The 12,807-nt window shown below is 43.8% G+C and carries 13 protein-coding genes and 1 other RNA gene; 8 read left to right on the top strand and 6 right to left on the bottom strand.

The window, feature by feature from the left end:
* Window positions 1-2: 2 nt before the first annotated feature.
* Window positions 3-180: non-coding RNA, 6S RNA (gene ssrS / locus OA79_RS10310), on the bottom strand.
* 129 nt (window positions 181-309) lie between these two features.
* Window positions 310-609, bottom strand: a complete 300-nt coding sequence (locus OA79_RS10305) for a cell division protein ZapA (RefSeq protein ID WP_063333162.1) — start codon at window positions 607-609, stop codon at window positions 310-312.
* Between the two features lie 144 nt (window positions 610-753).
* On the opposite strand from OA79_RS10305, the gene prfB reads away from it, so the two are divergent.
* The 4 genes from prfB (at window position 754) to OA79_RS10285 (ending at window position 5,230) form a co-directional block, all read left to right on the top strand.
* A protein-coding gene (gene prfB / locus OA79_RS10300) for a peptide chain release factor 2 (RefSeq protein WP_156486252.1) occupies window positions 754-1,849 on the top strand; the annotation gives its coding sequence in 2 pieces (ribosomal slippage) (window positions 754-825 and window positions 827-1,849; 1,095 coding nt in all).
* Between the two features lie 48 nt (window positions 1,850-1,897).
* Window positions 1,898-3,397, top strand: coding sequence for a lysine--tRNA ligase (gene lysS, locus OA79_RS10295; RefSeq protein WP_063333160.1), 1,500 nt, complete (start codon window positions 1,898-1,900; stop codon window positions 3,395-3,397).
* 110 nt (window positions 3,398-3,507) lie between these two features.
* The gene (gene hisC, locus OA79_RS10290; protein WP_063333159.1) at window positions 3,508-4,566 is read left to right on the top strand and encodes a histidinol-phosphate transaminase; all 1,059 of its coding nucleotides are present in this window, start codon (window positions 3,508-3,510) and stop codon (window positions 4,564-4,566) included.
* A gap of 346 nt (window positions 4,567-4,912) precedes the next feature.
* Window positions 4,913-5,230, top strand: coding sequence for a hypothetical protein (locus OA79_RS10285; RefSeq protein ID WP_063333158.1), 318 nt, complete (start codon window positions 4,913-4,915; stop codon window positions 5,228-5,230).
* A 177-nt stretch (window positions 5,231-5,407) separates the two neighbouring features.
* On the opposite strand, the gene OA79_RS10280 is transcribed toward OA79_RS10285, so the two are convergent.
* The 3 genes from OA79_RS10280 to OA79_RS10270 form a co-directional block, all read right to left on the bottom strand.
* The gene (locus OA79_RS10280) at window positions 5,408-6,595 is read right to left on the bottom strand and encodes a quaternary amine ABC transporter ATP-binding protein (protein WP_063333157.1); all 1,188 of its coding nucleotides are present in this window, start codon (window positions 6,593-6,595) and stop codon (window positions 5,408-5,410) included.
* On the bottom strand, window positions 6,585-7,487 hold the full coding sequence (locus tag OA79_RS10275) for an ABC transporter permease (RefSeq protein ID WP_063333156.1): 903 nt from the start codon (window positions 7,485-7,487) through the stop codon (window positions 6,585-6,587). Before OA79_RS10275 ends, OA79_RS10280 begins: the two co-directional genes overlap by 11 nt.
* Before the next feature lie 85 nt (window positions 7,488-7,572).
* Complete coding sequence (locus OA79_RS10270; RefSeq protein ID WP_063333155.1) at window positions 7,573-8,577, bottom strand: ABC transporter substrate-binding protein; 1,005 nt, start codon at window positions 8,575-8,577, stop codon at window positions 7,573-7,575.
* Window positions 8,578-8,970: 393 nt separating this feature from the next.
* Here OA79_RS10270 and OA79_RS10265 point away from each other — a divergent pair, with 393 nt between their 5' ends.
* The 4 genes from OA79_RS10265 (at window position 8,971) to OA79_RS10250 (ending at window position 11,249) form a co-directional block, all read left to right on the top strand.
* A complete protein-coding gene (locus tag OA79_RS10265) occupies window positions 8,971-9,525 on the top strand; it encodes a sigma-70 family RNA polymerase sigma factor (protein ID WP_082825448.1) in 555 nt (184 codons plus the stop codon).
* The gene (locus OA79_RS10260; protein ID WP_063333154.1) at window positions 9,522-10,253 is read left to right on the top strand and encodes an anti-sigma factor; all 732 of its coding nucleotides are present in this window, start codon (window positions 9,522-9,524) and stop codon (window positions 10,251-10,253) included. Before OA79_RS10265 ends, OA79_RS10260 begins: the two co-directional genes overlap by 4 nt.
* A 144-nt stretch (window positions 10,254-10,397) precedes the next feature.
* Window positions 10,398-10,829 (top strand): DUF7282 domain-containing protein, encoded by a 432-nt coding sequence (locus OA79_RS10255; RefSeq protein ID WP_063333153.1) that lies wholly within the window; start codon window positions 10,398-10,400, stop codon window positions 10,827-10,829.
* 168 nt (window positions 10,830-10,997) lie between these two features.
* On the top strand, window positions 10,998-11,249 hold the full coding sequence (locus OA79_RS10250) for a TIGR03643 family protein (protein WP_063333152.1): 252 nt from the start codon (window positions 10,998-11,000) through the stop codon (window positions 11,247-11,249).
* A gap of 7 nt (window positions 11,250-11,256) precedes the next feature.
* Here the strand turns inward: OA79_RS10250 and OA79_RS10245 are convergent, their stop codons facing one another.
* Window positions 11,257-12,438 (bottom strand): putative manganese transporter, encoded by a 1,182-nt coding sequence (locus OA79_RS10245; RefSeq protein ID WP_231908851.1) that lies wholly within the window; start codon window positions 12,436-12,438, stop codon window positions 11,257-11,259.
* Between the last annotated feature and the right edge of the window lie 369 nt (window positions 12,439-12,807).

The raw sequence follows: 12,807 nt of genomic DNA, 5'->3' as shown, positions 1-12,807 counted from the left end.
AAGGGTTTCCCAAGTTGCCGTTTCGACTATTGGCCTTGAACCCAGTGGTTCAAGGTGGAAAAAGCTGTGACTCTTTAGGCTTTCCGACGCACGGACATGCACACCAAATCAGCAGGCCTTTTCCGGGGTATTACTCATAGGCTCAAGGGCGTTAAGCCGCTACGTACAACCCAGGAAACGAGTGAAGTATAGAGTAACTGCGGCTAAAAATCACGGATGAAACTTGCTCATTTTCTTCCCTGTATGAAGAAAATTCGTTTTGATCCCTTGTGCCTTATTGAATCGTGTATAGATTGAACAGGTCTGTGTTTATTCGTTAACCAATTTTGTCTCGTGAGTCAGGGCGGCATCTAGCTGTGAGGTCAACTCTCGCAGTTGTTGCTCATTGGAGCGAGCAAATTTTCGCCCAGATAGCATATCGTGAGTAATATTCAATGCCGCGAGCACAGCAATTTTCTCAAGTCCGACGATTTTTCCGCTGGCTTTGATCTCACGCATTTGAGTATCCAAATATTCCGCGGATTCTTTCAATTCCGCTTCGTGCCCTTTCGGACAATGTATGTTGTAAGTTTGTCCCAGTATGGCGACTGAAACCGTTGGCTTATCCATATAGACTCCATTTGATAGCAAGGCCCACAAAAAATGGTCAGTTTTTCCATCATTGAGTAGCGAATGGCATTTTATGCTGCGAGTAAATTCGTTACAATTCCGAATTAATTTTATCCACACTGTTTATAGCAAATTGACGCCAATATGGAAATAAACCCGATACTTTCGCAAATAAAAGATCTATCCGAACGTGCTCTTACCCTTCGGGGGTATCTTTGACTACGATGCAAAGAAAGAACGCTTAGAAGAAGTAAACCGAGAATTAGAAGATTCTAATGTCTGGAACGATCCAGATTATGCTCAAAAGTTAGGTAAAGAGCGTTCCGCGCTCGAAGCGGTTGTCGATACCTTAGATGGTATGGACAACGGTCTTGCTGATGCCAAAGAGTTGCTTGATATCGCCGTTGAAGAAAACGATGAAGACTCAGTCGAAGCGGTTCAGTTGGAACTTGATGAGTTGGAAGCCTTGCTGGCTAAACTGGAATTCCGTCGCATGTTCTCGAAAGAGATGGACGAAAACAGTGCCTTCTTAGACATTCAGTCAGGCTCTGGTGGTACTGAGGCGCAAGACTGGGCCAATATTCTGTTGCGCATGTATTTGCGTTGGGGTGAGGATAAGGGCTTTAAAGTCGATTTGGTGGAAGTGTCTGCGGGTGAAGTGGCCGGTATTAAATCGGCGACCATTCGTTTTGAAGGCGAGTATGCGTTTGGCTGGTTGAGAACGGAAACGGGTGTACACCGTTTAGTGCGTAAATCGCCATTTGACTCAGGCAATCGTCGTCATACCTCGTTTGCCTCTGTGTTTGTGTCCCCTGAAATTGATGACAACGTTGAAATTGATATTAATCCTGCGGACTTGCGTACTGATACGTATCGTTCTTCGGGAGCGGGTGGACAGCACGTTAATACGACAGACTCTGCGGTGCGTATTACGCACATACCGAGTGGTATCGTAGTGCAATGTCAGAACCAACGTTCACAGCACGCTAACCGTGATTTTGCGATGAAACAGCTGCGTGCCAAGTTGTATGAATTAGAAATGATGAAGCGAACAGAAGCGGCACAAGCCGTGGAAGACAGCAAGTCGGACATTGGTTGGGGGAGTCAGATTCGTTCTTACGTATTGGACTCTTCTCGTATCAAAGATTTGCGGACTGGCGTAGAAAGCTCCAATACAGGAGCGGTGTTGGATGGTAATTTAGATCAATTTATCGTCGCAAGTTTAAAACAAGGCCTGTAAAGCGCCATTCCTTATTTTAGAAAAGATTAAAGAGTAGATACCAATATCATGGCAAACGACAACACAGAAACAAATTTACAATCCGAAGATAACCGTCTTGTGGCGGAACGTCGTGGTAAATTAGCGGCGATTCGTGAGCAACGTAATGCTTTTCCAAATCAATTCCGTCGTGATGCGTATGCCGCGGATTTACAAGCCGAATTTGGTGAGTTAGAAAAAGCGGAACTGGAAGAGAAAGATCACAAAGTCAGTATTGCGGGACGTATCGTACGTAACCGTGGTGCCTTCATGTTGCTACAAGACATGTCAGGCCAGATTCAAGCTTACATTAATCGTAAAGCTTTGAGCCCTGAGTTATTGGCTGAGCAAAAAACATGGGATCTGGGTGACATCATTGGTGTGACAGGGCCGGTGCATAAGTCTGGTAAAGGTGACTTGTACATTGATATGCAAGAAGCGCAATTATTGACTAAATCCTTGCGTCCTCTTCCTGATAAGCATCATGGTTTGTCAGACATGGAAATGCGTTACCGTCAGCGTTACGTGGACTTGATTGTCAATGAAGAGTCTCGTGATACTTTCCAAATTCGCTCTAAAATCATTTCTACGATTCGTCGCTTCCTAGAAGATCGTCGTTTCATGGAAGTTGAAACACCTATGCTGCAGACCATTCCAGGTGGCGCTACAGCACGTCCTTTTGTGACACATCACAATGCCATGGACATGAGCATGTATTTGCGTATCGCGCCAGAGCTTTACTTGAAGCGCTTGGTTGTGGGTGGTTTTGAACGTGTTTTCGAGATCAATCGTAACTTCCGTAATGAAGGGACATCGACTCGACACAACCCAGAATTCACCATGATCGAATTCTACCAAGCTTACGCAGATTACAAAGATTTGATGGATCTAACTGAAGCCATGTTGCGTGATGTGGCTGAGAAGGTATTGAACACCACAACGGTCACTTACCAAGGTTCTGAATATGACTTTGGTGCGCCGTTTGTTCGCATGACGATGTTAGAATCTATCCTGCATTACAATCCGGACTTGACGGAAGATGACCTGAGCACTTTAGAAAAAGCCACAGAAGTAGCGAAAAAACTGAAAATCGATGTGAAGCCGATTTGGGGCTTGGGCAAGCTTTGGACTGAAATCTTCGAAGAGACGGCGGAGCACAAGTTGGATCAACCGACTTTTATCACTGAGTACCCTGCTGAAGTATCACCTTTGGCACGTCGTAATGACGATAATGATTTCATCACCGATCGCTTTGAGTTCTTTGTTGGTGGTCGTGAAATTGCTAACGGTTTCTCGGAGTTAAATGATCCAGAAGACCAAGCGGAACGTTTTAAACGTCAAGTGGCGGAAAAAGATGCCGGTGACGACGAAGCCATGCATTATGATGCTGATTACATTAATGCCTTGGAATACGGCTTGCCGCCAACCGCGGGTGAAGGGATTGGTATTGACCGTTTGGTGATGCTGTTCACTGATGCACCTTCGATTCGCGATGTGCTTTTGTTCCCTCATATGAAGCCTCAGGACTGATCCTAGGCCGGATATAGTCACTGACAAATCGTTTTGTATGTATAAGGCCTCAATTGAGGCCTTATTTTGTTTTTACACTCTATTTTTGATGAAGTACCACGGAGCATTCCATGAGTCGTTTTTGGACCGATAAAATCGCATCGCTTGATCCTTATGTGCCAGGTGAGCAACCTCAAGACAAACAATACATTAAGCTCAATACCAATGAGAGTCCTTATTCACCTTCTCCAAAGGCATTACAAGCGATGGCGGCAGAGGTCTCGGAAAGTCTGCGTTTGTATCCTGACCCCAATGCTATGGTGCTAAAAACGGCTTTGGCGAATCAATATCAATTGAATACCAATCAGGTGTTTGTCGGCAATGGCTCTGATGAAGTGCTGGCGTTGGCTTTTATGGGCTATTTTACGAATGGTAAAGCTTTGGCTTTTGCGGACATTACGTATAGTTTTTATAAGGTGTACGCTGGCCTTTATGGCATTACGCCCAAGCTGATTCCTTTGACCGATGAATTTGATATTGCTGCTGAGGACTATCAGCATTTAGATGTATCAGGTGTGGTTGTGACCAACCCTAATGCGCCAACTGGAAAAGCGTTGCCGCTGACCGACATCGAAACCATTTTGCAATCTAACCCAGATGTAGTGGTGCTGGTGGACGAAGCGTATGTGGACTTTGGTGCGCAGAGTGCGGTGGCCTTGGTCAATCAATATCCGAACTTATTAGTGGTGCAAACCTTGTCCAAGTCACGGGCTTTGGCTGGCATTCGCGTTGGCTATGCTTTTGGTCACCCAGATTTGATCGAAGGGTTGGAGCGTTTGAAGAATTCCTTTAACTCCTACCCAATTGATCGCATTGCGCTAGCTGGAGCGACGGCCGCGGTAGAAGACGAAACCTACCTACAGAATATTTGTGATAAAACCATAGCGACCCGTGAAACCACGGTTAAAGCCCTTACTCAGTTGGGGTATGAATTATTGCCTTCAGCAACCAACTTTGTTTTTGCGACGCACCCAGAAAAGTCGGCAGAAGAGGTGTATTTGAAATTGAAAGAGCAAGGCATATTGGTGCGCTATTTTGGTAATAAACCTCGTATTGGAAATTATTTGCGTATTACGATTGGTACCGATGATGAAATGCAAGCATTGGTTACGGCGTTAAGCGCGTTATAAATTCATCCGAGTTTGCTGGGAGGAGGATATGGATGCCACCTCTCGATAATAACGATATCAAACGCGTGTGTTCGCCGATTTAATAGAGGAAGTGAGGTAAGGTTAAAAATATCGTAATGAAATGTATCTAAATATTGCTTTAGAAAACTAAATGTGAATTAAAGTTGCAAATGTGAATTCGTCGCAGTAGTATAAATTGTATTAATTTTGAACAGTTTTTAATTAAGCGGTTTTTAAGTGTCTGAGAATCAAGTATTACAGACAAATTAAATGACCTAGATTAAGAATTTTAAGTACAAATATTAATATAATGAGAAGTAGAAGTAAGATATAGGGACGGATCACTATGAGTACTTTATCTATTTTGGCACTGGTTTCTGGGACACTTTCCATTTTTTTACCAATGGGTGGCATCTTCATCGCAATATTAAGTAGCCTAATGGCGATGATGGCATTTCGCTCTCACCTCACCATATCCGCCATTACCTTTGGCATTAATATTATCAACGCTTCCTTTTTAACCTCGAGTTTGGCCGCCACGGATACACAGTTTGGTGGTGCCTATTTATTGTTAGTCGGGTTTCATGCTGTATTGTTATTGGTGGGCATTGTTTGGCGATTATCTAGACAAGGCTATCAAAAGAGTGCGCAGCGCATATTGTAAGTCTGTATTTGGGGAAATATTAATGGGTCGTATGATGGATATTCATCCATGATAGACGTTATGCCTGCTAGTAAACGCTTTACATGAATATCTTTCAGCTTTTGTGGTTTCTTTTCATTGCTTGCTAATCATTAAAAAGGCGGTAATTTGCACCGCCTTTTTAATGCCAGTTTGTCGTTACGCCGCATCAAAGCTTGGATTTAATACCTCTGCGAGCGCATCATTTGACAGGCTACCAATGACTTGATTATCACTGTCGAGTACTGGTAAGAGGTGATGGTCTGTTAACAGGGCGAGTGGTAACACACTTTGTAAGTAGTCTTTCTTTTTGACACTGGTTTGATGCAAGAGTGGTGAGTCGATTTGACCAGCCTGATAAGCCGCTAAACGATTTTTACTGACCACGCCTTGGAGTTGATGGTTTTTGGTCCAGATTAAGGTGTCATGCTTATTGAAAGCATCGTTTAATCCATCCTCTGAATCACAGTCGACTACTCTGTCTTTGCTCCGATCCATAATGTGTTTCACTTTTAACGCTTTGGCACGATTTACGTCTTTGGCAAAGTCTCTCACATACTCATCGACTGGACTTAGAATGATGTCTTCCGGTGTACCAACTTGAACCATTTCACCATCTTTTAATACGGCAATTCGATCCCCTAAGCGTAATGCTTCATCTAGGTCATGGGTAATGAAAATAATGGTTTTATGCAGCTTACCTTGTAACTCGATCAGTTGAGTTTGCATTTCATAGCGGATTAATGGGTCAAGAGCGGAGAAGGCTTCATCCATTAAAAGTATTTCCGCGTCTGTACACAGAGCCCGTGCTAACCCGACTCGTTGTTGCTGACCGCCAGAAAGTTGAGAAGGGTATTGGTCTTCATAGCCTTCTAAACCGACCACTTCGAGCCACTCTTTCGCCTTAGTTTTCCAAACGTCGGGTTTCTCGCCTTGTATTGATAATCCATAACCCACATTGTCGAGAACGCAATGGTGAGGCATCAAACCAAAATGTTGGAACACCATGGACATCTTATGACGACGAAACTCAATTAATTCTTTCGGACTTAGGGTAAGAATATCGTCACCTTCCACTTTGATCTTGCCCGCTGTAGGGTCGATCAAGCGATTAAAATGACGAATCAAAGTGGATTTACCTGATCCTGACAGCCCCATGATGACAAAAATTTCACCGCGATTAACGGATAGATTAATGTCACGTAAACCAACGGTGTGACCTGTTTCAGCGAGCACATCGCTTTTGCTCATACCTTGGTCAACTTTTGCTAATACCTTTTCGGGGGTGTTACCAAATATTTGAGTAAGGGATTCAATTTCAATCAGTGGCGCTGAATTATTGTCCATTTTGATCGCCTCCTAGGTGTTTCTGTGTACGTTTTGCATAGCTTTGAGAGACGCGGTCAAACATGATGGCAAGGGCCACAATGGCCAATCCATTTAATAAACCTAGGGTAAAGTATTGGTTAGTAATGGATTTTAAAACTGGCTGACCTAGACCTTTTACACCGATCATAGAGGCGATAACCACCATGGCAAGAGCCATCATAATGGTTTGGTTGATGCCAGCCATAATGGTTGGCATGGCAAGCGGTAGCTGGACCCCAAATAAACGCTGTTTTGGTGTGGCACCATAGGCGGTGGCAGCTTCTAACGTTTCGTGCGGTACTAGGCGTATGCCTAAGTTGGTTAAGCGAATAACGGGCGGTATGGCATAAATGACCACGGCGATGACACCAGGAATTTTACCTATACCCAAAAGCATCACGACAGGAATCAAATAAACAAAGGCTGGCATGGTCTGCATGATGTCTAAAAAGGGCGTAATAATGGCTTGTGTCCGGTTTGACCGAGCCATCATAATCCCTACGGGTATGCCTAAAATGATTGCCAAGAAGGTGCACACGGTAATAATACTTAGGGTTCGCATCGTATTATCCCACATACCAAAATAGCCAATGGCTAACAAGGAAAGGGAGACACCAACACAAAGTTTCCAAGAGCGGCTCATGAAGTAGACTAAGCCAGCTAAAACCCCTAGCACTAACCACCAAGGTGTATTCAGCAGTAAGTTTTCAAACCACACTAGGAAACTCAGTAGGGGGTCGAAGAAAGCTTCGATTTGATCACCGTAGGCGCGTGAAAAGTCACGGTAGGCACCATCCAGTGTTTTTCGTATTCCCAGAAGTTCTCTGCGGCTCATATCGGGGAATTCAGTGAGCCAGGATTGATCAGCCATAGTATTTTCTTTCGGTTATATCAGGTAGGAAAAAATCACGAGCAAGGAGTAGGCTCGCTCGTGATGTGGTTGCCATCAGGCAAACTTACAAATTATCGAGAGCTTCCAAGAGTTTGTTTTTAACATCCTTGCTGACCCATTTAGACCAAACGTCCTCATGTTCAAACATAAAGTTCTCTGCGGCATATTGTCCATCCGCTTGGTTTTCTTCGATCCACGCAAGTAGACCATTCATTTGTTCATTGGTGAAAGAGCGTTTACCTAAGTAGGCATAAGCCTCAGGCGATTTTTCCGCAAATTCATCCGTGGTAATGGTATACACAGGTGAAGGTGGATACATAGACACGGTGGGTTCTAAACAGTCAGCTAAGGCAATACAGTTGATGAATTCGTCTTTGTTAACGCCAGAACCAAAGTCGACTTTCACCATCTTGTATTTACCTAATACGGCTGTTGGTGCCCAGTAATAACCAAACCAAGGTGCTTTACGCTCATAAGCTTTGGCGATTGAACCAGCTAAGCCTGCACCAGAACCAGGGTCAATTAATTCAAAACCAGCCTCGTCTAATTTCAAGGCGCGGAATAAGTTTGCACCGGAGATCTGGCAACCCCAGCCAGCGGGACAGCCATAGAAACCAGATACGCTGTCGTCTTCTGGGTGTGGAAATTCTTTTGCGTGCTTGATTACGCCTTCAATGGTCGCCAGCTCAGGGTCTTTTTCGACCATGTAAGCGGGTACCCAAAAACCTTCTTCACCACCGTCAGACAGCGATTTGCCAGCCAGTTTTAAGCGACCTTCATCAACACCTTGATTTAATACGGCATTGAAGGAGTTGGTCCAAAGCTCTGGCGCAATGTCTGGCTGACCTTTTTCGATCATTGAGGTGCCAGTAGGCATGGTATCGCCTGGCACCAATTCAGCGTCACAGTCAAAGCCATTGGTTAGAATGAATTTATCAATATTGGCGATCAGTGATGCAGAGCTCCAGTTCATATCAGCAATGGTGACTTTACCGCATTCATGGTGAGCGGCGAATGCACCTGACGCGCCTAGGGTAAGGGCGACAGAAAGCAGTAATTTACTTTTCATAGTGGTGTCCTTTAGTGATGAGTTCTATCAAATTTGTTGGTTTATTTTTATAGAAAGCTGCCTATTAATTTACATCTCTAATCATTATATATCAAATGTTTAGCCGTTTAAGTTGTGATTAAATGTATCTAAAACCCATAGTTTGGTTACCCTTTAAACGAAAAAAGGGCATGGGTAAAGTGACATTATTATGCTGAGGTTAGAGGTGTAAATTGTTTTTTTATCTGAGTTTGCTGTCGCCTTTTTTTGCTCACCACTGACTGTACTTTTATGTCATCAGTTTGATGAGTTGGCATTCATACAAAAAACGGTAAGATGTGTTCCTTAATAATCATTTAACGGCGATATTTTGGCTGAAAAAAATCAGTCAATTATGTCCATAGAGGCGCTTTTTTGTTAGCGAAAAATCATACGGCCGAGACTTTGGTTGGTTTGCTTGAGCGTGTTGCTCAGAAGGATCAGGCTGCCTTCTCTGAATTGTATCAAGCGACGCATCGGAAACTTTTTGGCATCGTTTTACGTATCTTATGTAAGCAGGCTTTAGCAGAAGAGATTCTACAAGAGGTCTATTTAACTGTTTGGCAAAAAGCCTCCGTTTTTAATTCAGAAGTGGCTTCCCCAGTGACTTGGTTAGCCACTATCGCTCGCAATAGAGCCATTGATGAAATACGTAAAACACAATTGCCTGAACAGGAAAACGATGTGGATTTTGACCTTATTCTGGACGACAAGATGAGACCTGAAGAGGCAACGTCACAACGAAAAGAGCTGCAAAAACTTGAAACTTGCTTGCAAGGGTTAGAGTCTCCAAAAGCGGAGATGATAAAAGCAGCGTATCTAAATGGTGAGTCACGTGAACAGCTATCAAGGCGCTTTAATCAGCCACTTGGAACCATAAAAACTTGGTTACACCGTAGTATTAAGCAGCTACAAGGTTGCATGAAATGAAACAGGATCTAGAAAACGAAAATATCGACATATTAGCGGCGGAATACGTGCTTGGCACTTTGTCTCAAGATGACAGACAGTGGGTGGCCGATCGTGCTCAGCAAGACGATGAATTACAACTGGCTATTGACCGTTGGCAAGCGCATTTTGTCGGATTAAATGAATATGTTACGGACGAGCGCCCTAGAGCCGATTTATTAGCTGACATACTGGCAAAAATCCCCGCTCAACCTGGGTCGGAAGTTCAAGCACATGGGCGAGATGAAGTAAGCCTACTTCGTCAGCAATTGTCTCGTTGGCGACGACTCACCTTCGCCAGTGTTGCGATGGCAGCATGTTTGTTAGTGATGTTGGTGATTAATCCTTTTACCTCTACATCACCTGAGTCGCCTTTTGTTGCTGTTTTTCAGGCTGACGATCAGCAGCCAGCGTTTATTATGTCATTGAATCTGGAGACTCGAGCACTAACAGTGCGTTCAGTAACGGCTAAAAATCCACAAGGAAAGACTTATCAGCTTTGGATTAAGTCGGATGAAATTGGTCCAAACCCTCGCTCACTGGGGGTGTTGGGTTCTGTTTTGGAGCCTGTTCAAAGACAGGTTGATTTTGATGCTAACATCATTCGACATGCCACTTTTGGGATCAGTGTTGAGCCAAAAGGAGGTTCTCCAACTGGCTTGCCAACGGGGCCAGCCATTCATGGTTGGTTGTATCCAACAGAAATTTAAGAGAGTTTTTTTAATTTAAATTTCATTAAAAATCAATGTCTTGAGTTTTTATATCTAAAAAATAGACTCAGCTTGAAACTTTTTTCATCGCCTCTCGTAACTTAATAGGAGCAATTATTTTTTTAATTTTATTAGAGGTTTGTTATGAAAAAATCGATTTCACGTATGACATTGGCATTGGGTGCGTTGGCTATCACTGGGGCTGTTTTTGCTGGTCACCACGCAATGGACGATAAGTTGATGGTGAAGGGGAGTAATCAAGACGTCTCTACTGGTACTGTCACGGCTGATACTATCATGGCGGCAGAAAATGGCTGGTTGGTTGTGCACCGCACGAATAAAAATATGAAGCCAGGTCCTGTTGTTGGTCATGCTCCGTTGAAAAAGGGTGAGAATAGCCAAGTGACAGCAATACTGACAGAGCCTGTCAAACCAGGTCAAATGCTGATGCTGATGTTACATGGTGAAGCGGGTGGTACGAAAACGGGTATTTTTGAGTACACTTTAGGGGCGAAAGAAGACGGCCCAATAAAAGTCGAAGGTAAATTGGTAATGGATGTTATTACCGCCAAATAATCCTCAGGCCATGGGTGCAAGTGACGTGATGTTCATGCTTCGCTCATGGTCAATCTCGATCCAATCGAATAATTAGACGGTGTGTGAGCAAGACTTCTTCTTTGAATTGATCCAAGGTGTTTAGAAATGCGTAAGCTTACCAGTCAGTACAATATTGGATAGCTTAATATGACCTTGTTTGAACATGAGATTTCCCGTGTTATTGAAATGGCTTGGGAAGATAGAACGCCTTTTGAAGCCATAGCCAGAGAGTTTGGCTTGTCTGAGTCCGACGTCATTAAGTTAATGCGCTCCGAGATGAAAGCGTCCAGTTTTAGAATGTGGCGTAAGAGAGTGACTGGTCGCAGGACTAAGCATAATCATCTCCGTTCGCCAGATGTCTTACGAGCTTACAGCCCTGCTCAATACAAGCCTAGATAGGGTTAATTTATGTCTCTACTAACCAATAATAGGCGTAGCCGGTTATTAAGGCTGGTATTGTTGAATACAGAGTGGCTAGCATGGCGGCTTTTGGGGCAAGAGCAATCGCAGGAAAAAGAGCATCCCCATCATTACTGATGGCGTTTGCCAGTTGTGCTGATAAGGGGATTGCCCCTTGTAAGTACAGACCTGTGACCATGATTTGGGGGCCGCAACCAGGCAATAAGCCGATAGCGGCTGCCACGAAAATGCTACTCGCTCCCCATTGCTGTAAAGCGTTTAATAAGCCATCACCAGTTGCATGTAACACCAGTTCAAAGCACAGAAAAGCGACCACGACCCAGCTGGTAACAAACTGAGTATCTTGCGCTACTTTGCGAATCCAGTGCTTGGGTAGGGGGTTGTCATTTTCCTTCGCCAATTCGGAAAAACGGTCACTTTTAGCCGACAGTGCCCACAACAGCAAACAAGCAAACCCCGCAATGGCCCCCAGAGTCTCGATTAATTGATCCGGTAATCCTAATAATTTATTAACATCGTATTGCATGGCCATTAATAAGGCGACAATACTCACTGGTACAATTAATAAGCACCAAAAGGCAATATTGATGCGGCTCACCCAGACATCAAATTTGCTGGGCATCTGGAGCTGTTTGATTGCGTCAGTGGGCGGCTTAGGTGTTTCAAGCTGAGGGCTGGGTAAAAACCAAGAGGTAAATAATCCCGATATAATGCCGACTAAAACACTTATTGGTAAAACAATCATAGCGTCTTCAGGTCGTTGGCTAATTAATAAGAAGGCAGCGTCTCCCATGGTACTGGTCAATACGGCGACAACCGCACCAAAACCAATTTTGCCTTGCGTATACTGAGTGATAATAACAATGGCGCCACCACAGCCGGGTAAGACTCCCATGACACCAGCAAAAACCACTTCTCTATAAGGTTTATGGCTCATCCATTGTTTCAGACCTGAGGTATCTAGGTGATGACTTAGACCGTAATACAGAGCCAGTGTGGCGGCGACAAACGCTGAGACTTGTAAGAAGGCGTCTGATAAGACACTAACCACCATGCTTTGCAGGCTTGGGGTAAGCCAGAGTATTAGGACAGCAACTGGTATGAATCCACGTTTGTTGATGTGTATTGCTTTTGCAGCACGATGGAGGGTCATTTGATTGGAAAGCAAGTTTCTGGCCTATTTGTTTATGCTAATAAAAATAATTATCATTTATATTTGAAAAAATTCAAGTTATTTATTGATGAAGATGTGTAAATCGTTGTGATTGAAGGTAAGTCACACTGTGCGTAAGAGAGTACAGAGACTGGGTTTCGTCATCCCAGTATTTTAAGTGGCTGTAAAGTTGGTTTTAAACTGTGGCGAAATACTGTTATCAGGACGGGACAGCGAAAAAGAAAAAAGGCGATCATTGAACTGACCCCCAATAGTTGGACATTCCAATTACTGGGGGTCTTTTTATGTCCAAATATCACAGAGCATTTAAACTGTCTTTAGCCAAGTTATCTCAACACCAAGGCTCAAGATCCATTGCCCGAA

This window comes from Marinomonas sp. TW1 (genome assembly GCF_001625355.1).
Taxonomy (GTDB): Bacteria; Pseudomonadota; Gammaproteobacteria; order Pseudomonadales; family Marinomonadaceae; genus Marinomonas.
This window is presented reverse-complemented; position numbering and strand designations above follow the sequence as displayed.

What these genes read in the sequence shown, in the direction of transcription:
- OA79_RS10305 (WP_063333162.1), bottom strand. Translation starts at nt 609, where the DNA reads ATGGATAAGCCAACGGTTTCAGTCGCCATACTGGGACAAACTTACAAC.
- lysS (WP_063333160.1), top strand. Translation starts at nt 1,898, where the DNA reads ATGGCAAACGACAACACAGAAACAAATTTACAATCCGAAGATAACCGT.
- hisC (WP_063333159.1), top strand. Translation starts at nt 3,508, where the DNA reads ATGAGTCGTTTTTGGACCGATAAAATCGCATCGCTTGATCCTTATGTG.
- OA79_RS10285 (WP_063333158.1), top strand. Translation starts at nt 4,913, where the DNA reads ATGAGTACTTTATCTATTTTGGCACTGGTTTCTGGGACACTTTCCATT.
- OA79_RS10280 (WP_063333157.1), bottom strand. Translation starts at nt 6,595, where the DNA reads ATGGACAATAATTCAGCGCCACTGATTGAAATTGAATCCCTTACTCAA.
- OA79_RS10275 (WP_063333156.1), bottom strand. Translation starts at nt 7,487, where the DNA reads ATGGCTGATCAATCCTGGCTCACTGAATTCCCCGATATGAGCCGCAGA.
- OA79_RS10270 (WP_063333155.1), bottom strand. Translation starts at nt 8,577, where the DNA reads ATGAAAAGTAAATTACTGCTTTCTGTCGCCCTTACCCTAGGCGCGTCA.
- OA79_RS10260 (WP_063333154.1), top strand. Translation starts at nt 9,522, where the DNA reads ATGAAACAGGATCTAGAAAACGAAAATATCGACATATTAGCGGCGGAA.
- OA79_RS10255 (WP_063333153.1), top strand. Translation starts at nt 10,398, where the DNA reads ATGAAAAAATCGATTTCACGTATGACATTGGCATTGGGTGCGTTGGCT.
- OA79_RS10250 (WP_063333152.1), top strand. Translation starts at nt 10,998, where the DNA reads ATGACCTTGTTTGAACATGAGATTTCCCGTGTTATTGAAATGGCTTGG.